Origin of the sequence: Cohnella sp. GCM10012308 (assembly GCF_042649185.1) — a bacterium.
Taxonomy (GTDB): Bacteria; Bacillota; Bacilli; order Paenibacillales; family Paenibacillaceae; genus Cohnella.
In genome coordinates, this window is sequence record NZ_JBHRYU010000001.1 from 257,411 (window position 1) to 276,425 (window position 19,015).

Consider the following 19,015-nt stretch of genomic DNA (forward strand, 5'->3'; position numbering starts at 1 on the left):
TCACTAGGTCCGCAGCCGCCCGAGGCGTGCCCCGTTTTAGCCGAGCTCCGCCTCGTTAACGCCGGCGGCGTTGCCCACGGATACGACCCGTACCGTCTTGTCGATCTTCTTGATCAGCCCCGCCAGCACGGTGCCAGAACCGATCTCCACGAACGTGTCGACGCCTTCGCCGATCAAATAGCGGATGCTGTCCTCCCATAGCACGGGGGAAACGACCTGCTCCACGAGCAGCTCCCGCAGACGCGCGCCCTCGCCCACCGCAGTCGCCGTCACGTTGGCGATGACCGGCACTTCGGCATCGCGGAAGGCGACTTCGTCGAGCTTGGCCGCGAGCCGGTCGGCCGCCGGACGCATGAGCGACGAGTGGAACGGGCCGCTTACGTCCAGCGGAATCACCCGCTTGGCGCCGGCTTCCTTGCCGCGCTCGACGACGGCCGCAACGCCTGCAGCCGTTCCGGATACGACGATCTGCCCCGGACAGTTGATGTTGGCTAGCTCGACTTGGGTGCCGGCGGCCGAGATATCCCGGCAGAGCGCGTCAAGCGCTTCGCGTTCGGCGCCGAGCGTCGCCGCCATCGCGCCCTGGCCGCTGGGCACGGCTTCTTCCATGAACGTGCCGCGCGCGCGGACGAGCCGGATCGCGTCGGCGAAGTCGAGGACGTTCGCCGCGACGAGCGCGCTGTATTCGCCGAGGCTGTGACCGGCAACGAAGTCAGGCCTCACGCCACGCGCCTTGAAAGCCTCGAGAAGCGCCACGCTTGTCGCAAGCAGCGCGGGCTGGGTGTTCGCCGTCTGGCGGAGCGAATCCTCCGGTCCTTCGAAGCAAAGCGCCGATACGGAAAATCCGAGCGCCCGGTCGGCAGCCTCGTACACGCGACGCGACGCTTCGAACGCTTCCGCCGCATCCTGGCCCATTCCGACCGCTTGCGCCCCTTGTCCGGGAAATACGAATGCGATTTTGCCCATGATCGTTCGTCAGCCTCCTCTATCCTTTACCAGACCAGTACCGATGCGCCCCATGTGAGGCCGCCGCCGAAGCCGACCATCGCGATCGTGTCGCCCTCTTTTACGCGGCCTTCCTCTACGGCCTCGGCCAGCGCCAGCGGGATCGAAGCCGCCGACATGTTACCGTACCGATCGATGTTGATCACGCATTTCTCCGGCGGCAGCTCGAGCCGCTCGAGCGAAGCCTGGATGATGCGGATGTTCGCCTGGTGCGGCACGAGCAGATCGATCTCGGACTTGTCCACGCCCGCCTTGCGGAGCGCTTCCTCGGCCGCATTGCCCATGATGCGCGCCGCGAACTTGAATACCTCGCGGCCGTTCATCTCGATGAAGTGACGCTTGCCGGCCAAAGTCTCGTCGGACGAAGGCTGGCGCGAGCCGCCGCCCTGAATTCGCAGGTGCGGGCCTCCGGAGCCGTCGGCCCCGAGCTCGAACGACTTGAAGCCGCGTCCTTCGGGCACTTCGCCGATGACGACGGCGCCGGCGCCGTCGCCGAACAGCACGCAGGTATTGCGGTCCGTGTAATCGGTAATCCGGGACAGCGTGTCCGCGCCGATGACGAGCGCGTACTTATACATGCCGAGCGCGATGAAGCCGGATGCGTTGGCGAGACCGTAGATGAAGCCGGAGCAAGCGGCGGACAAATCGAACGCGGCCGCCTTCTTCGCGCCAAGACGGTCCTGCAGGATGCAGGCGGTCGACGGAAAAAACATGTCCGGCGTAATCGTCGCGACGATGATCAGATCGAGCTGATCCGCCGTGATGTTCGCCGACGCCAGCGCCTTGACGGCCGCTTCGTACGCCAGATCGCTAGTCGCCTCGTGCTCGGCTGCGATGCGGCGTTCGCGGATGCCGGTGCGGCTCACGATCCATTCGTCGTTCGTCTCCACCACTTGCTCGAGCTCTTGGTTCGTCAGGCGGCGCTCCGGCGCGTACTTGCCGATGCCGAGGACGCCAACGGGAATTCCATTCATCGTCTTCTCTCTCACTTTCCGCCGAATTCTTCGGCCAATGCAGGGATGAGTCCGTTGTCGATCGCGGCTACCGTATGGCGGATCGCGTGCATCGTCGCGGTGGCGTCCGAGGAGCCGTGGCTCTTGACGACCAGCCCGTTTACGCCGAGCAGCGGCGCGCCGTTGTAAACCTTGTAATCCATCATCTTGCCGACGCGCCTGAAGTTCGGGCGAAGCACGGCTGCCGCCAGCTTGGAGCGCAGGCTGCTCGTCATCTCCGCCTTCAACAGGCCGAACACCGTCTCGGCCGCGCCCTCGATCGCCTTAAGCAAAATGTTGCCGGAAAACCCGTCGCAGACGAGCACGTCGCAGCTGCGGCTAAGCACATCGCGCGCTTCGACGTTGCCGATAAAGTGAATCGGCGCCGTCTCGAGCAGCTCGAACGCGGCTTTGCTCAGCTCATTGCCTTTGGCCGCCTCGGTGCCGACGTTAAGCAAGCCCACCTTGGGCTTCGCAAGCCCGTGCACCTTCTGCCTGTACATGCTGCCCATCAGCGCATACTGAAGCAGATGTTCCGGCTTCGCGTCCATATTGGCCCCGAGATCGAGCGTCAGGACGCCCTTGCCGTCCGTCGTCGGGAATAAAGAGGTGAGGCCCGGCCGGTCGATACCTTTGAGCCTGCCCAGCACGAGCAGTCCCGCGGCCATCAAGGCGCCGGTATTGCCCGCGGAGATCATCGCGTCTGCGGCGCCCTCCTTCACCATGCGGGCCGCCACGTTCATCGAAGCATCCGGCTTGCGGCGCACGGCTCGGACGGGTTCGTCGTCCGGCTCGATGATGTCCGCAGCCGGCACGACCGTCACGTTCGAAGGCTTGCCCGCGCCCAGCAGCGGATTTAGCGCTTCCGGCCGTCCGACGAGCAGCAGCTCCGCCTTCGGCCACTGCGAGGCCGCGGCCAGCGCGCCTTCTACCGTCGAGCGGGGCGCATGGTCGCCGCCCATCGCGTCTATGGCGATTTTCATGCCTCTCCCGCTCCTTCCTCGTCCGCAGAGCCTGCGGAGCGATAGATCACAAAGTTTCCTTGAAATACCATTTCGTCGCCGACGTAAGTGAATACCTCCACCTTCGCCTTGCCTTTCTGAACGCCGCTGGATCTCACATACGCCTTTGCGATGCACTTTTCCCCATGCCTGGCAGGACGAATGAAACGGATATCCGCCGATGCGGTCAAAGCGATCTCGTCGTTGATGACGGCTACCGCGAGCGAGTTGGCCTGCGCGAACACGTGATGCCCCCGCGCAATGCCGCTCCGGGAGAGGACGTGCTCGTCGCGGATCTCGAACATCGAGATGCCGCTCTTGTCGAGCTGCAGATCGAGGACATCCCCGATCACTTCGTGAAGCGGCAGCGATCGGACCGGGTCGTAGGAGCGCTCCGCCATCAGCTTGAGCCGCTCGCGCAGCTCGGGGATCGCCAGCTCCAGCCGGTCGAGCCGGATCGTCTGGATGCTGACCTTAAGCAAGCGGGTCAGCTCCCGGTCGGTAAGGAACGGATTGTCTTCGATGAGGCGGGCGAGCTGCTGATGGCGTTGCTTTTTGGGCATGCGTTCCATGGGCGACACCGCCTTATATGTTCATACTGATACCTGGTGCCAATCGAATATAAAGAAAAACGCGCCTTGACGCTAGTCACGCCGGGACGCGTTATTTCATTATTGCTTGATGATTTCGCGGGATTTGTACGTGCCGCAAACCTTGCACACGCGGTGCGAGATTTTCAATTCTCCGCATTGTTCGCACTTGACCAAACCCGGAACGACCAATTTGAAATGCGTCCGGCGCTTGTTTTTGCGGGCTTTGGATGTTTTGCCAAAAGGTACTGCCATGTTCCCACCTCCTTACCAGAGTCGAAAGCGAAAGCGGCCTCTATCGGCATTCCTATTTCGATGTCGTTATGAACGTTCGGAATCGAACCAGCCTTTGAGCGCCTCCAGCCTCGGATCGATCTTGATCGGCTGCGGCCGCTCGGGCTTGCCGTTCAGGTCTTCGCCGGTCTCCGGGTCGAGTCCCTTGCAGTCTTCGCTGCAGGTCGGCGACAGCGGCAGATTCAACAGCAGTTCGTCCTGCAAATAAGGCCGAAGCTCCAGCCGATCGCCGTGGAACGGTACGAAGTCCTCGTCGTCCTGCTCTCCGAGATCCGCCACTTCCTGCGAGACTTGCTTAAAGCTCTCGCTGTAAGGAATGTGAAGCGGCTCTTCGAACTTGGTCAAGCAGCGAACGCATGTCCATTCGAGATTGCAGTCCAGCTGGCCGACTACATGGACGAACTCGCCGGAAGGCTCGGCCGTGACGTCCGCTTCGAGCGGACCGGCCGGACGCACGCCGGGTACCTGTGACAGCAGATCGGCGACGTCAATCGTCTCGTGCAGCGTTAGCCTAGCCTTGGCTGCCCTCAGTTCCTGTACATTGAGCAACATATTATCACTCCAAACAAACAAAAGTAATTATAGACGCGGGACGGCGCTTTTGTCAACATTTAACGCGGCGGACGACCTTGGCGCCCCGATTGGGAATCCAATCCTTCTTTCATGTTATCATATCCTTAATTCGCGCTTCAAAGGAGCGTTCGCCATGTCCACCGTCGGCCTCGTCGTCGAATACAATCCGCTGCATAACGGTCATCTCTATCATATACAACAATCGCGCAAAATAACGGAAGCCGAATCCGTGATCGCCGTCATGAGCGGGCACTTCCTGCAGCGCGGCGAGCCGGCGATCGCGGACAAATGGTCCCGTACGGAAATGGCGCTGCGCGCGGGCTGCGATCTCGTGCTCGAGCTGCCCGTCGCCTACAGTGCCCAGCCGGCCCAGTGGTTCGCCTACGGCGCGGTCGCCGCGCTTGCCGCAACCGGCGTCTGCGACGCGCTCTGCTTCGGCAGCGAGAGCGGGGACGCAGGCGCCCTGGCGCGTATCGCAGATCGGCTGTCCGCCGAGCCCGAGTCGATGCGGCTGCGGCTTGGCGCGCTGCTGAAGGAAGGCTTGCCTTATCCGAGCGCATATGCCGCGGCCGCCCGCGAGCTGCTGGAGGCCGCGGGGGAATCGGACGCCGCGTTCGGGCTGGCGCAGCCGAACCATACGCTCGGGCTTCATTATTTGCTCGCGCTGCGCAAGCTGGGCAGTCCGATGAAGGCGCTGTCCATCCGTCGCGAAAAGTCGGACTACAATCAAACCGCGATCACCGACGCGGCCATCGCCAGCGCGACGGCGCTGCGCAAGCTTATCGGAGAAGCGGGCGGCGCGCTGGACGGCCTTGCGCCTTATGTGCCCGGCTCGACGCTGGATGTGCTGCGCAGGGAAGCGTCGGCGGGCAGGGCGCCCGTGACCTGGGAGGCTTTCGCGAGTCCGCTGTTCCATCTGCTCGGCTCGCTGCCTGCTTCGGAGCTCGCGACCTATGCCGAGGTGACCGAGGGTCTCGAGCACCGCATCAAAGGCGCGCTGCGTGAGCTGCGCTCCTGGCGCGTGGACGAATTGCTGGATCTGCTCAAGACGAAGCGGTACACGCGCACGAAGCTGCAGCGGACGCTCGCGCGCATCCTGCTCGGCCACCGGGCGGAGGACCTGAACGCCGACCGGCTGGCGGCGGGCGTGCAGTACATCCGCGTGCTCGGCTTCACGGCGCGGGGACAGGCGCTGCTGAAGCGCATGAAAAAGACGGCGGCCGTGCCTGTCGTCCAATCCGCGGCGGCCGGCGACTGGCCCTATCTGGCGATGGACGCGAGGTCCACCGCGGTATATGCCGCGGCGCTTGCCGCCTCGCGGCCCGCCGACGCCTGGCGGGACTATACGGAGCCGCCTGTAAGGGTATAACGGCGGTTCGCGCGTCCGGAGGATCTCCAGCCGCATTTCACTCAGTATCGCGATATGCTTTCCTTCGAACGATCGTAGAAAAGCGATCCGCAGCGCCGCTACAGATCCTGCGACATCCGGATCATGTCCCTGCACGGAATGCCGTTTTCGACGATCGGCTCATCGTAATGCCTCACGAAAAAGTCGACGTCTACGCCGACGATCCGGAAGCCGCATTTTTGGTAAAGCGCGAGCTGCCCGACGCCCGAATTACCCGTGCCGACCTCGATCGTACGATACCCTTCGCGCTTTGCGGTTTCGATCGCATGAAGGACGAGCGCTTTGCCGATGCCCCTCCCCTGATGACATTCGTCGACCGCGACGTTCACGAGCTCCGCCGTATCCGGCCGCGTCGGCAGCAGAACATATGCGCCCAAGGCAGTTCTCTCCACTGCTCGAGCGACGTAGCATACGCCGCGCCGCAAATATTGCTTTACCAGCTTTTCCGACGGATCGGCCAGCAATAGCAGAGTCATTGGCGGTTCTTCCCCCGGTCCTAGCGATTCGATCCTCATGCGGCCCCTCCGTTCCATATTTGGCAGTTTTCCGCGTTCAACCCGGCGGACAAGACTGGTCTATCGCCGGACGAGCATGCGTACATTGTAGCATGACCCATTGAGCGGCCATGGCCTTGTCTTGCGCGATCGCGGCGCTTCGCACCACCAGCCATCCGTTAGACCCGAATGGGCGTGAGGAGGCGGCTTAAATGCCGGAATCCGCGTCGCGCAAAAAATCGTTTCTTATCTCTATATTGCTTGGCGGCTGCGCATTGGCGCTCGTCGTCGGCATCGTGAGATCGCCGGACGAGGCGTTCCGAGCTTCGCTGGGCGGTCTTGAAATCTGGTGGAAGACCGTCTTTCCCGGCCTGCTCCCTCCGCTCATGCTCGCAGAGCTGCTCGCCGCTTCCGGACTGCTTCACGGCATCGCGGCGCTTGGCAGTCCGCTCTTCCGCCGTCTCTTCAAGCTGCCGGCGGCCGCGGGCTGGGTCGCGGCGTTCGGCTGGACGGCGGGCATGCCTGCCGGCGCTCGCGAGACGGCGCGCCTGCGGGATCGCGGCATGATTCGCGGCCGCGAAGCCGAGTCGCTGCTCCTGCTCTCTCATATGCCCAATCCTTTTCTCGTTATCGTCGTGGTGGGCAGCGGCTTTCTGCAGGCTCCCGCCTACGGCTGGGCGATCGCCGCCGGGCTGTGGGTATCGGGCATCGCTGCCGGCATCTTATGGCCACGGCTTTTCGGAAGCGCTCCGACGTTGCCTGCATCAGGGGATTCATCCGGCGAGCCGGCGCCGGACAATGAAGGCGGCGTCCTCCAGCCGGCAGGCTCCGCCCTGCGCCGGGCCTTCCGGGCCATGCAGGAGGCGCGAATCGCCGACGCGCGCCCATTCGGCAAGCAGACCGCCGATGCCGTCACGAGCGCAGTCGCCACGCTGTTCGCGATCGGCGGCCTCATGATGATGAGCGCGGTGCTGCTGCGCATTTTGCAGACCGCGCTGCCGGGCACCGACGCTTGGTTGACGATCCCCAGCCTATACGAGATGCACCTCGGCGCCTATGCTTCCGGGCGCTCGGCGTTGTTCGAGTCCGCGCCGGCCAAAGCCGCCGCGCTCATCGCGGCAGCGCTTGCCTGGAGCGGCGTCAGCGGCCTGCTCCAAGCCCGGGCCGCCTGGAGCAGCAGCCGTTTCCCCTGGTCGCGCTTTATCGCCGGCCGCCTGCTGCACGCAGCGCTCGCCATTATCGCGACTTATCCGCTCGCCCTCGCGGCCGAGCGCGGCTGGTTCGCGCCGCTCGCCCCCGCATGGCACGGCATCGCGGGCCCGATTGCGGCATCCGGACAGGCAGCCGGGCCGCTTCCTTCCGGCTGGGCGCTGCTGCCCGGCACGACGCTCGCCACGCTCGCATGCCTCGGCATTTTTGTATTGCTTGCCCTTCTCGCCGCCATCATCTCTCCTCGGCGCCGTGGCAGCGGCAAACGCCCGAAGTAACCGCCAGGCAATCGCGGCGGGCTCCAAAGCCGAATATGCAAACGGGCACCTCCGGCGAAAACGTCGCAGAAGGTGCCCGTGTCGTTAATCCCGCTTGCCGAACTTCCCCCGCAGCGCCGCCTCGACCGCAGGCGGCACAAGATCCTGCACCGCTCCGTCGAACTTGGCGATTTCCTTGACGATGCTCGAGCTGAGATAGGAATACTTGGGGTTGGTCATCATAAAAATCGTCTCGATGCCCTCGTCGAGCTGGCGGTTCGTCGAGGCCATCTGCAGCTCGTACTCGAAGTCCGTAACGGAACGAATGCCGCGGACGATTACCTGGGCTTGCTGGGACCGCATATATCTGACAAGCAGGTCCCTGAAGCTTCCGATTTCTACGTTCGGCAGATCCTTCGTCACTTCGAGAAGCAGGCTCGTCCTCTCTTCGACAGTGAACAGCGGGCTCTTGCTCGTATTGTTCAGCACCGCGACGATCAGCCTGTCGTACTGCTTGGCCGAACGCCGGATAATGTCCAGGTGTCCGAACGTGACCGGGTCGAAGCTGCCCGGGTACACCGCGATGCGATGCTCGCTTTCCGGCCGATTCGATTTGACATTCATCTAGGCTTCGCCTCCGTATCTATAGATGGATATCGCGGTTTCGCCGTACAAGGCAAGCCTTCGTCGCTCGAAGATCCCGATGCGTTCCCCGTATTCGAAGCCGGATTCATGCTCGATGACCGCCACCGTTTCCTCGCCCGCGAGTCCGCGCGCCGTCAGCTCCATCAGGAGTTCGTCGCCATTCTTCATGACATAAGGCGGATCCAGGAACACCAGGTCAAACGGCTCGCTGCCGCGCTGCTCCAGCAGCCTGATCGCCTTGACGGCGTCCTGCCGGTAAATCTCGGCCTTGTCGGCAAGGCGCGTCGCTGCCAGATTGGCGCGGACGACCTCGATGCTGCGCATGTTGGCGTCTACGAAAACGGCGCTTCCGGCGCCACGGCTGAGCGCCTCGATCCCGAGCCCGCCGGTGCCGGCGAACAGGTCGAGCACGCGCTCCCCGTCAAAGTACGGCCCGATCATGCTGAAGAGGGCTTCCTTGACCTTGTCCGTCGTCGGACGGGTCGTCTGGCCCGGCACCGCCTTGAGCGGGCGTCCTCTGGCCTCTCCGGATATGACTCTCATCTGTGATGTTCGACCCCCGCGCACATGGTATGCCTTGATTTGACAGCAAGACAGCCGCGGGTCCGCCGCGGCTTAGATGAGGCTTATGTTACCATATCCCGAAGCCGGCGGGAAGACCGTCCCGAACGCTCGGTCACCATTCGCAAATTTTCGCAATTTTTTGGCTCCGCGGCGTATATTTTCCTGACTCGCGGCGATACTGCTACTACCGGCGTCGAGAGATGCCGGGGATAACCGCGGAGAAGGCTTACGTTTCCCCATAAGTTCTTCGTCCGGTTTCTCCTCTCCCATGTGACCTCCGTCGAAAGACGGGGGTCGTTTTTTATTGACCAAAATCGCCTAAAAACCTTGATTTAACAGCATTTTATGAGCACGAGAACCAGCACGAGCAACTCGCAAAATTCGTGATTGTCCACCATTTGTCCACCAAATTCGAAAAACAAGCCTAAAAACGTCCTCATTATATACCGCGCTCACCGAATCAAGTACCTCCAGTTCGGATCAATTTTCACCGTCTGGATATCCTGCTCGTCCCAAACGATGAGGAATCAATCAGCCAGCCGGCGGAGCGTGACGCGATGGATGCCTTCCCTCAGACCAGTCTTTTTGTACAGCTCGTAAAACGTCGGCATGCGCTTGTGGGTAATCGAAAAATTTGCGAGGATGGTCAGGAGCTTTCGTTCCTTGTCTGGTATCGGCATGTTCGTCACCTCGACTATAATATACGAACAAGATACGAACATATCAAGTCCAGAAAATAGAAAAGGCCCACTCGTTAGAGTAGGCCCGTGGTAATCATGTGGTTGTAGACGATTAGGAGCTTGCGCAGCGCCTCCGCCGAATAGGGGCTGTTGGCCGAGAGCGTTTGATACAGCTCCGCGATCCGGAAGGCGATGCCCTTGCCGGTCATCAAGCCCTGGTAGTTGATCAGCGGCAATATCGGGGTGAGCTGCAGCAGCTTGGCTTCCGCTGCCGCGCCCCACGTCTTGTCCCCGAGCTTATTGTCGAGGTCTTGCACCCGGGCAGCCGCGGCGTAAGCGTGTGTGAAGTCTGCGGCGCCGCTGATGCGGTACTCGATGCGCTCTTCATAACCGGCCAGGTCCATCACTTCAGCAATCGCCAGCTCCGCGTACATGCGCGCCCACGGGAAGTTCTTGCCCGGGCAGAACGGCTTTCGCACAGGGTCGATCTGATAATGGCCGAGAACGTACTGCGGAGTCAACGCAATGCGATGCCCCCAGATCCGCTCGACCTCCGACTGGATGTATTTGTGCAGCCAGCAGCTCGTCCAGAACTGGACCTCCGTCAGCGTGCCGTCGCCTCCCTCGCTCCCGTATCCCTCATGTTCGATAGAGACACAGTACAGGTTCGGGTTCATGCCTTGCTCGCGCACGATCGGCGCGGTAGCCCGCGGTATGGCATCCGTCGTCAGGCCTTGCGTCCAGGCGGCATTCTCGATCCGCACATACTGGTGAATCACGCCGGCGCGGCTCACCCCGAATTGCGAGGACGCCTGCGCCGCCGGATTGCGGAACCAGGCGTCCATGCTGCCGATCGTGCCAGCCGAGATGTGGTCCGCGATGACCAGCGGCGTTATCTTCTTTCCTCCCCGGACGCGCGGCCCGAAATTCGTGACCTTGTCGCCCATCCATTTCATATCGATCAACGCGTCCGCCTCCCCTTAGTGCGCCTGCCGAGCGTCTGCACCTTCGGCTTCGGCGGTCTTCACGTCCTTCTTTGCTTCCGTCCAGTTGTACCCGGTGATGATCGTGGTGAGCGCGACGATCGATTCGATGGACGCTCCGAGCTTGTAAATGGCGTCCAGCACGACGAACGCGAACGCAATGGCCGTGAAGATCAGCTTCCGGCTGTTCAGCTTGTAGCCGGTCGGCAGCCCGTTAGCGTCCCGGACGACGGTCACGTACTCGTGCGCCTTGAAGTATCCGAGCAGCAGCACCGCGGCCGCCACGATGTTCGTCGGATCAATATCCAGCCCGAGCAGTTGATTCGCACCCGTCACCAAGGCACCAGCGATAATCGTCAATACGTCAGGTCGAAACCACTTTTTCATGTTCTTCATCCTCCAATTTGTGAATAGCTGGTTTTCCCGGCGTGCTGCAGACCGGGCATAAAAGAACGCCACCCAGAAGCGCAGCCGCTGCCTGGCGGTCTGTCCCCTCGAAGGTGGCGTTAAATCGTTTGATGTAGCTGCAGGGCTCCATGGCTCCACCCCAAGCGCGTGCATGATGCGACGCTGATTTTCCATGATCTCGTGCTGGTTGTCGACGTATTCCTTGTCAAGCTCCTCCGCGGCGAATAGGTAAGGCATCATCCGGCGCAGCTTGTTATTGACGGCGCGCACGCGCAGCAATGCGTACAACACCGACGCGGCCGCCGTCATCACACTGATTACCGGCTTCGAAAAAATCGTTTCAACCAGCCGGCCGACCGCACGAAAAACATCAAGAAGATCGTCGAACGTAATGGCCGCCGCCTCCTTCCATCAAAGGGCACGGGCGGTGGTAGCAGTAGGATTTTCTCCATGTCCGCCCCATGCAGGCGCCGGACCGCCTTCCTGCTCTTTCGCGTAAAGTCCGATCGCGCCGGCGGCTCGTAGAACCACAGGCGGATCGGGATGTCCGGCAGCTCTTCGCGTTCCTTTTCCATCGTGCTCACCCTTTCGTGGCAAAATAAAAGAGCCCCCTTATATTAAGGGCTCTGTTTCGTATCCATAGATTGACAGGCACAATTTATTGATATAAATTCAATGGTACAACAGCTTGGCTAAGAGGGCGGCAGGCTAATCTCCCGGAAGGGAGGTGATGCCGATGGAAGTTAAGGACGCGCTGACGCTAATGATCTCATTCGCGACGCTTGTCGTACTTATTCTTTCGTTCCATAAAAGGAAATAGACCGCCCTCGTCCAAAGGATGCGGTCTATTCCGGCCAAAACCTTAGAAGCCATACGCCCTCTTAAGGCGACTGTTGGGAAAAGGAGTCGGTTGCAGCCGGCTCTTTTTCTTTTGGAACAACTAGGAACAACTTGTAACCACATATTACACTTCCGAAGTCCGAAAGTAAACTCCTTCAATAGTTACACGCAACAATTTATTGAAGAGTTGAATAGCAATTTTATTTGTTATAAGTATCACTCCTAATTGAAAATAAAAGAGCCCCCGGTTAAGGGGACTCTTCGGCGTAGGCCGTGTCGTCGGTCTGATATTCGTATGAGTCCTGGCCGCGCCCGCTGTGACCGCCGCCCATAAGCCATAGGTTCAGGGCAAGGAATACGATCACGGTGATGATGCTCCATGCCCGCATCGACATCTACTTCGCCTCCAAGGCTTTCGCGGCTGCTTCATTCATTTTAGCATCAAGCTCGTCCATTTTCGAGCGCTTGGTGTCCGCGTCGATGTCCTTGGAATCGCGGACCGCCTTGTACCGCTTGTTCAGCTTGTTGATGGCATTGTACCCGGCCTTCATCCGCATGTATTGACGCTGCTGATCTATCGGAAGGATCTGATCGTCACGGTCAGCCGAGGCTTTCTTCTTGGAGATCTTGTCCCAGGCGTCGTAAAAATCCTCGCGCACTTGGCCGCCGCCGGACGTCGTTGCGAAGAACGAACGGAAGAACGGGCTTTCCGTCAATTTCTTTGCGGGCTCCGGCGTTTTCTTCTTGCCCGACACCTTGTCGATCACCTTGTCCACCGCATCCACACCATACTGCCCAAGGCCGGCCGTGTAGCCCTTCAGCGTGTTGTCGATGATCCGTGGGCTCGCCGCATTCGTCTCACCGAGGCCAACCTTGTCAGCAAGCTGGCCGAGTTCCTTGGCGACCTCACTCGTGTAAATGCCGTACTGATCCTTCTTCTCGTAGCGTTGTTCGCCCTGCGGCACGATCGGCGCATTCCTAAAGAACGAATGATTCGTCGTCGCCTCGAGAAGAGGAGTCAGCGCCGTGAATAACATCGGCGGCGTCACGGACTCAGCCGTCGCGCGCCCGTATTCCTCGAATGCTTCGGGATCATTCGCCTCCAGCCATTGCAACATCCGCTCGGTGCTGGTAGCAAAAAGCATGCCAGCTTCGAACGGCTTGGGGATCCGTACGAACTTTCCTCCCCCGACACCGATAACGTAGAACGAATCCTTTTGCCATTGCGGAATGTTAGCGAATGCTTGCTGGTCCTCTTCGGAAAGCTGATACTTGTTCCAAAAGTACACCAAGCTCGCCGGGAGCGCGAGCGTCGTGAACGCCCGAGTCAGGAACGATGCCTTGTTTTCCTTGAATGCCCGGACCATCTTGTCCGTACCCTGGATGCTTGCGTTAAGGAAGGCGATCGCCTTGTTTGCCTGTCGGATGTTACTTCCGGCTCTGTTGAAGTCCATGAGGTCCCGGGCAGAATATGCCGCCTCCTCAATGTCGCCAGTCTTCTTCAGTACTCGGTTGAACGTACCGATCTTGGTCGACAACTCCGATATCTCGGCGCCCTTGCGCAGCACATCCACGGTCTTTTGCACTGGCCGATAAAGCGACAACCACTTCGCCAGCTCCTTCGGGCTCGTGACGACGTTCAACGTCTTGTCCTTCAGGCTTTTCTTGAACACAGCCTCGAGCGCCTCGCGGTTCGTGTCTCGGTCGAGCGCCATCATCGTCGACATGGCGCCGCCGCTGTTCACGAATTTCTCATAGACATCCGTCTTCCGGACCGTGTGCATGAAGCCTTTCATGAAATCCAGCGGCGTGAATCCGTATTTTGTGCTGTTAACCATCGCGCCGGCCACGTCGCGGAAGGCGTTCCGGATCATGAATTCAGGTGTCAATGTGGCGCCGCCGCGGAGCACGGAGGCCATGCCGCCGAGGAAGCGCAGCAGGCTGTTCGAACTCTCATTGTCGAGCGAAAGCATCGCGTTATACAACTCTGGATCCCGGATTTTGAACGCCTGCTTGTCGCCATTCACCTTCACGAAAATAATATGCTGTGCATCATCCGATGCTCCAGGAACGTGCTCCACCCACTTGCCGGCGCCGTCGATTTTCGCCAGATCCGCGAGTTGCAGACCGACCTTGTTCTTCGCCGCGGCGTTCATAACCAGGAATGTGTTCTTGACCATAGATTCGACCGGGTTAAGGATTGATCGGTCAGATCCTTCTTCGCTCATTCGCTTCACCGGCGTCGTAACGTTTACGAATCCCGAGCTAGATCCGTAACCGCCATTTTTGAAGCCCGCGACCGCATCATCGTCGAAATAGCGTTGAAACGGTACGTAATTCGGGTACTTAGCCCGCATTTCGGCGACAACCTTCGGCGATAGCAACCCGGAGTCCACCATCAAATCGAGCAAGGCGTTATTGTACTTAACGATCTCCTGTTGCGCCTTTTGAACAACCGGATTGCTTCCCAACCGCTGGAGTACCGCGCGCGCCTGTGCTTCGCTGAACGGAACGACCTTGCCCATCTTTCTCAGATCTTCAGCATGCACAACGGCAAGGTAAGTTCCAAAGTCTTTTTCACTCATGCCGATCTTCTGCAGCGGCTTAACGATCTCCTGGAGCCCGTCCGAGATCTTGTTGCCCTGCGAGTCGAAAATGCCGCGCGTGACGGCCATCTTGGCCTGCTCGCCGACGCCGCGGCTAAGGCGTGCCATCTTGTAGATGGAATCCTTCCCGACGCCGATGGCACCGGACAGTGCTTTTTCCGCAATCTTGATCGGGTTAAGATCGTCAACGAATCGGGTGTACCAGCGATTCCAGTTCCCTTTCGCTTTGCCGCCACCTCCTTCGAAATCCACCATCCCGACCGCCTGGTCGTACTCGCCCTGGTTGATCCACGTCTGCACGTCCTGCTGCACGTTGCGCAGACCCTTGCGCACGTTCTTGGGCAGTTTGCTGTCCAGGAATGCAGAGAAATTCGGAGCGAGTTGCCGGGCTTGCTGCGGATCGGACAGGTACGTTCGCAGAAACTCAGCGACGCCTTCCTCGTGCCATTCGCTTCGAGGGTACGAGCGGTAATTATGCACGCCCTGCGTGTCCATCATATCTAGCAGTTCCTGTTCAAAGCGCCGATCGAGCAGATCGTGTTTCTTCGAGAGATGATGCCCAAGCTCGTGCGCGATCGTCTCGACGTCCTCGGCGTAACCGGTCCGTATGACGCCAGGCTGCGTTTTAAATACGCCTAGCACCTTACTTCTATCGTAACCGGTGCGTCCGGAGTCGATGACCACGCCGAGGTTCTTGCGGATCCGCTCGACGAGTTGAGCCCGGGAAATCGTCTTCGTCGGCTTGGATGTCGCCCGTGTCGGGCCCGAGCTGCGCTGCCCGGCAGGCGATGCAACCCGCGCGCGGACGTTGCCTGGAAGGCTTGGACCTGCGGGGGGGACGTTCGGCGGCGGCGCCCCCGTTGCCCCACCACCATTAACGCGCGCCTTCACTCCTTCTGGAAGCCTGCCAGCGCGCTGAAGCAGGTCGCTTTTCACCTGTTGAAGTTCCATCATGCGCTGTACATCCTCAGGAGTAGGAGTACCGCCGGAAGAATAACGCTGGTCTAGTTCCTGCAATGCCTGATCCGCCGCCTGATATTGCCGCGCCAGGGTTTCGATGTCATCAGTAGCCGCAACCGCCGGAGCCCCAGGAAGAGACGGTTCTGACGACACCTGTACCGATCCTTCGCGCGGTAAAGAACGTGCTGGCTTGACCTGCGGGGCATCATAAATACCGTATGCTCGCCGGCTTTGGTCCGAAGTTACTTGATCTTTAAGGCTCGGCCGCTTGCCTGCGAATGCAGCATCAAGATCGAACCCCTTGGATTTGGCGACGCGGCTTGCGACATCGTGCATGCTCATGTTGCTTCGGATCTCGTTCGCCAGTTGAGTCATGTCGTCGTACGACAGCTTCCGGATCTCGTTTAACGATACGTCCTCGCCCAGGTGCGGTCGAATCCACTTCGCGAGCTCGTTAGGGTTTTCGAGTGGCGGCGTCATCTGCTGGTAAACATCGTCCCGGATCGAGCCCATGATGTGGCTAAGATACGAATCGTTCGAAGCATTTCGCAGCGTCCCTGTCTGAACGGATCTATATTGACTCGGGACCTGAGAGCTCTCCAACGCATCGCGAGTCGCTTGCTCGAGTTCTGGCGCCACCGCTTTTGTGCGTTGTAAAAAACGACTGAACGCTGGCGCTAGGGCCTTCCCAACCAAGCCTAGCGCGCCGCCCGTAGCAGCACCGAATACCGCCTCGTCCTTCGCCTGCTTGAGGTCGCCCGTCTGGGCAAGCGCGTGCGATGCGCCAAGCGGAGCACCGACGGCTGCCTCGGTCAGGCCAGTCTGAATAGCCCTTCCTGCTGTCGTCCGTTCAAGAGCAGGCAATGCCCTGCTTATTACCGCGCCTGTTCCCTTCGTGAGCGTATTGACCGCCGTCAGGCCGCCGCCTGGCGTGTAAAGGCTCTGAGCAACGTCGGCCGCAGGTTTGGTTTTGTCAGCCAACCAGTCGAGTCCACGGAGCACAGGACCAATCACCGGTAGATCTCGACTTCCGCCCGCGGTTCGATATGCTTCGAGTTCTTTCTGCTCTGGGGACTTCTTTGCTTCCTTTGCCGCCTTAGCAGCGTCCGCTGCGACTACTTTTTGTCTAGTTTCTGGCGTGATCTGGCTATCGACGAACGACTTTGCTGTATTAAGCGAGTTGTTCACCGACAGGCTGCCCGCCGGCAGCATCGTCTGCAGTTGTTGCGGAGATAGCTTGTCGATCCCGAGCTCGAGGCGGCGACGCCCAACAAACGATGTCGGCACAGCAACGGCAGGAGACGTCTGGGCGCCAGGAACACGCGCGGGGGTCGCGTTAGAAGCAGCAGCCGGCTTGTCCAGACCGAGCTCCCGGCGACGTTTCTCGATAAAAGACTCTGCCACGACTCACCCTCCTAACATTGACAAGTACTTACTCACGCCGCTTATCCAGTTCTTATTGAGGCCCGTCGGATCGTTAGCAGCGCCTACAGGGGCGTACTTACGCTGGATCTGCTCGATCGTTGTCAGCCCTTGATCGTAGTAAAGTCGTTTCAGATTGCTTGCCATCGCGTCGATACCGGCCTCCAAGGAGTCGAACGACATTAGCCCGTTTTTGCCCATCATGCCCCCGACGTTGTTCTTGTTCTTCACAGCGTTAGATGTTCCGTTCCCGGTCTCGTGCATCACGATTGCTGTCATAAGGTTCGCATCAACACCGTATTTTTTTGCAGCGGCTTGAAAGAGATCTCCGGTCCCCTTGAGTACGCCGCCAAGCGCACTGTAAGAGCCGCCAGAACCGGAGCTAGTCAGTTTCCCGCGGTATTCTTCGGGACGTCTCCAGTCCACGGGATTTGATATCGATTGTAAAGCTGCCACATTTCGTATTCCGACAGCCCGGATTGTAAGATCGCCGTCTCTACCGCCTTCGCGTTCTGAAGAATGTTGTTGCTATAATCATCCTTCTTGTAAACGGCCATCGTGTCCAGGTTCTTGACCGTGGTATCATAGGCCGATGTTTTGCTGCCGCTGCTCGTCGTATCGGATTTAACCGGCGTGCCCGCAGCGATCCCGAACGCTTCCAGACCAGCCGGCGCCACCCCGGTCAACTGCCAGATATCGAACAGTCGGCTGTAGGTGGAATTCGTGTCCTGACGCGAGTTGTCCGTTGAGGTGTTGGATTGCGACAGCGCCAGTTGCGCATCGTCATAGCTGATTTGATGGTCCTGCATGGCCTTCTGCAATCCGTAGTTAAGGCCATATTGTCGAACATTCTCGTCAAATTGCTGTTGATACTGCTTGTCCGCAATGGCATCGCGTGCCTTCTGGTAAGCAAACTGCTCCTTTTGGAAGGACTGGCTCCATGATTGCTGCTGCGCTGCTTGATCGGAAGCGACGCCGGCGAGCGTGCGCGTCCCGTTGTACGTCCCGGTCAGCCCGGCTACTTGCAGGCCCATGTCGTCCTGATGGTACTGGTCTTGGATGAGGGCGTTCGCGCGAGCTGCCGCGACTTCCTTCGCCAGCGCCTGCTCGTCGAGCTCGGCGTTGTTGTTGATCGTCGCCCGGCGCTCCATGACGTCTTGAAGCGTGTTCGCCTCGGCCTGATTGATCGCGTTCAGGTTGTTCTGGCCGGCAGCCTGTAGGGCGACGTTCGCAGTCACATTGTCTCCGGACGCGAGCAGGCCCTGTTCCGCCATGATCGTCCGGAGCCGCTGCGCGCTCTGCTGGGTCGATGCGTCCGCAAGGTTTCGATTCTGGTAGGCGCTCTGTTTGGCGGTCGTCTCAACAGAGTTCAAGCCCTGCTGAGCCGTTTCACGGGCTTTTCGCAGGGCCTGAAGTTGAGCTGCGAGGCTATTGTCGTACATTTCGTTGATAAGGCTGGAGGAACCCTGTCCGTTCGAGCCGGTCGCGCCTGTTGCCCCGGTTCCACCTGTATTCTTGCTGTTAATGTATGCCTCGAGCTGCTGCGTGTTCATGCCTTGAACAAGCGATCGTTCCTGCGGATCGAGCTGGTCGTAATAGGATTGCGCGTTCTTGGCTGCCCAGAGTTTGTTTCCGGAATCGTACTGTTTCTTGCTGAATAAGATTTCATTCAGAGGGTTGCCCTTTCCACCGTAATTCGTATCAGGCGCCGGCGTGCTCGTCGTCATGCCTGTGCCTGATACGTTCGAAGATGAATTAGAGGCGTTCCCAATTACGGATCCGCCTGCTCCGGACGACGACGAACCAGCACTTCCGGATGTCTGCCCTTGTTGAGTCTGGTATGCCTGGTACAGAGGACTCGTTTCAGTTTTTTGAGCCACTGGCGCTGTAACGCCGCTCAATTGAGATTTTGCCCACGCAATCTGCCCGGCGTTTGCCGTATTCCCCGATTCCGTTTTCCCAGCCGCCAGATTGCTCAGATACTTATACTGGTTCTCAGAAACGGTCGCCAAGAATACCCCTCCTCGTCTCTGCCGTCGGGCTCGTAAGTGCGATGCCTTCGGCTGCCTTGCGCTTAATCTCCG

The 19,015-nt window shown here is 59.8% G+C and carries 20 protein-coding genes; 3 read left to right on the top strand and 17 right to left on the bottom strand.

The features are described from left to right. Positions 1–36 precede the first annotated feature (36 nt). The 6 genes from fabD to ACFOTD_RS01245 form a co-directional block, all read right to left on the bottom strand. Complete coding sequence (gene fabD / locus ACFOTD_RS01220) at positions 37–966, bottom strand: ACP S-malonyltransferase (RefSeq protein WP_378114938.1); 930 nt, start codon at positions 964–966, stop codon at positions 37–39. A gap of 26 nt (positions 967–992) precedes the next feature. Beyond that, a complete protein-coding gene (locus ACFOTD_RS01225; RefSeq protein ID WP_378114940.1) occupies positions 993–1,979 on the bottom strand; it encodes a beta-ketoacyl-ACP synthase III in 987 nt (328 codons plus the stop codon). Between the two features lie 11 nt (positions 1,980–1,990). After that, entirely contained in the window at positions 1,991–2,980 is a 990-nt protein-coding gene (gene plsX / locus ACFOTD_RS01230; protein ID WP_378114942.1) for a phosphate acyltransferase PlsX, read from the bottom strand. After that, positions 2,977–3,570 (bottom strand): transcription factor FapR, encoded by a 594-nt coding sequence (gene fapR, locus ACFOTD_RS01235; protein WP_378114944.1) that lies wholly within the window; start codon positions 3,568–3,570, stop codon positions 2,977–2,979. Before fapR ends, plsX begins: the two co-directional genes overlap by 4 nt. Before the next feature lie 99 nt (positions 3,571–3,669). Continuing rightward, positions 3,670–3,843, bottom strand: a complete 174-nt coding sequence (gene rpmF / locus ACFOTD_RS01240) for a 50S ribosomal protein L32 (RefSeq protein ID WP_090117460.1) — start codon at positions 3,841–3,843, stop codon at positions 3,670–3,672. Between the two features lie 66 nt (positions 3,844–3,909). Continuing rightward, positions 3,910–4,434 (bottom strand): YceD family protein, encoded by a 525-nt coding sequence (locus ACFOTD_RS01245; protein ID WP_378114946.1) that lies wholly within the window; start codon positions 4,432–4,434, stop codon positions 3,910–3,912. Positions 4,435–4,588: 154 nt separating this feature from the next. Here ACFOTD_RS01245 and ACFOTD_RS01250 point away from each other — a divergent pair, with 154 nt between their 5' ends. Then, a complete protein-coding gene (locus ACFOTD_RS01250; RefSeq protein ID WP_378114948.1) occupies positions 4,589–5,824 on the top strand; it encodes a nucleotidyltransferase in 1,236 nt (411 codons plus the stop codon). A 98-nt stretch (positions 5,825–5,922) separates the two neighbouring features. Here ACFOTD_RS01250 and ACFOTD_RS01255 read toward each other — a convergent pair whose 3' ends face one another. Beyond that, entirely contained in the window at positions 5,923–6,378 is a 456-nt protein-coding gene (locus ACFOTD_RS01255) for a GNAT family N-acetyltransferase (protein WP_378114950.1), read from the bottom strand. 191 nt (positions 6,379–6,569) lie between these two features. Between ACFOTD_RS01255 and ACFOTD_RS01260 the strand changes: the two genes are divergently transcribed. Next, positions 6,570–7,844, top strand: coding sequence for a sporulation protein (locus ACFOTD_RS01260; protein ID WP_378114952.1), 1,275 nt, complete (start codon positions 6,570–6,572; stop codon positions 7,842–7,844). Positions 7,845–7,928: 84 nt separating this feature from the next. On the opposite strand, the gene coaD is transcribed toward ACFOTD_RS01260, so the two are convergent. The 6 genes from coaD to ACFOTD_RS01290 all read right to left on the bottom strand — a co-directional run bounded on the left by coaD (position 7,929) and on the right by ACFOTD_RS01290 (position 11,678). Beyond that, a complete protein-coding gene (gene coaD, locus ACFOTD_RS01265; RefSeq protein ID WP_378114954.1) occupies positions 7,929–8,447 on the bottom strand; it encodes a pantetheine-phosphate adenylyltransferase in 519 nt (172 codons plus the stop codon). Continuing rightward, positions 8,448–9,011 (bottom strand): 16S rRNA (guanine(966)-N(2))-methyltransferase RsmD, encoded by a 564-nt coding sequence (rsmD, locus tag ACFOTD_RS01270; RefSeq protein ID WP_378114956.1) that lies wholly within the window; start codon positions 9,009–9,011, stop codon positions 8,448–8,450. It lies immediately after the preceding gene. A gap of 548 nt (positions 9,012–9,559) precedes the next feature. Further along, positions 9,560–9,712, bottom strand: coding sequence for a hypothetical protein (locus tag ACFOTD_RS01275; protein WP_378114958.1), 153 nt, complete (start codon positions 9,710–9,712; stop codon positions 9,560–9,562). Between the two features lie 74 nt (positions 9,713–9,786). Then, on the bottom strand, positions 9,787–10,668 hold the full coding sequence (locus tag ACFOTD_RS01280) for an N-acetylmuramoyl-L-alanine amidase (protein WP_378115677.1): 882 nt from the start codon (positions 10,666–10,668) through the stop codon (positions 9,787–9,789). A 24-nt stretch (positions 10,669–10,692) separates the two neighbouring features. Then, a complete protein-coding gene (locus tag ACFOTD_RS01285; RefSeq protein WP_378114960.1) occupies positions 10,693–11,394 on the bottom strand; it encodes a hypothetical protein in 702 nt (233 codons plus the stop codon). A 26-nt stretch (positions 11,395–11,420) separates the two neighbouring features. Beyond that, on the bottom strand, positions 11,421–11,678 hold the full coding sequence (locus ACFOTD_RS01290) for a hypothetical protein (RefSeq protein WP_378114962.1): 258 nt from the start codon (positions 11,676–11,678) through the stop codon (positions 11,421–11,423). A 161-nt stretch (positions 11,679–11,839) separates the two neighbouring features. Between ACFOTD_RS01290 and ACFOTD_RS01295 the strand changes: the two genes are divergently transcribed. Then, entirely contained in the window at positions 11,840–11,923 is an 84-nt protein-coding gene (locus tag ACFOTD_RS01295; protein WP_378052402.1) for a putative holin-like toxin, read from the top strand. A 268-nt stretch (positions 11,924–12,191) separates the two neighbouring features. Here ACFOTD_RS01295 and ACFOTD_RS01300 read toward each other — a convergent pair whose 3' ends face one another. Genes ACFOTD_RS01300 through ACFOTD_RS01315 form a run of 4 tightly spaced genes read right to left on the bottom strand, consistent with a single transcriptional unit; the run spans position 12,192 to position 18,943 of the window. Further along, complete coding sequence (locus ACFOTD_RS01300) at positions 12,192–12,338, bottom strand: hypothetical protein (RefSeq protein WP_378114963.1); 147 nt, start codon at positions 12,336–12,338, stop codon at positions 12,192–12,194. Beyond that, a complete protein-coding gene (locus tag ACFOTD_RS01305; protein ID WP_378114965.1) occupies positions 12,339–16,913 on the bottom strand; it encodes an LPD38 domain-containing protein in 4,575 nt (1,524 codons plus the stop codon). Between the two features lie 3 nt (positions 16,914–16,916). Beyond that, positions 16,917–17,387, bottom strand: coding sequence for a glucosaminidase domain-containing protein (locus ACFOTD_RS01310; protein ID WP_378114967.1), 471 nt, complete (start codon positions 17,385–17,387; stop codon positions 16,917–16,919). Next, a complete protein-coding gene (locus ACFOTD_RS01315; protein WP_378114969.1) occupies positions 17,318–18,943 on the bottom strand; it encodes a hypothetical protein in 1,626 nt (541 codons plus the stop codon). Before ACFOTD_RS01315 ends, ACFOTD_RS01310 begins: the two co-directional genes overlap by 70 nt. Positions 18,944–19,015: the final 72 nt, after the last annotated feature.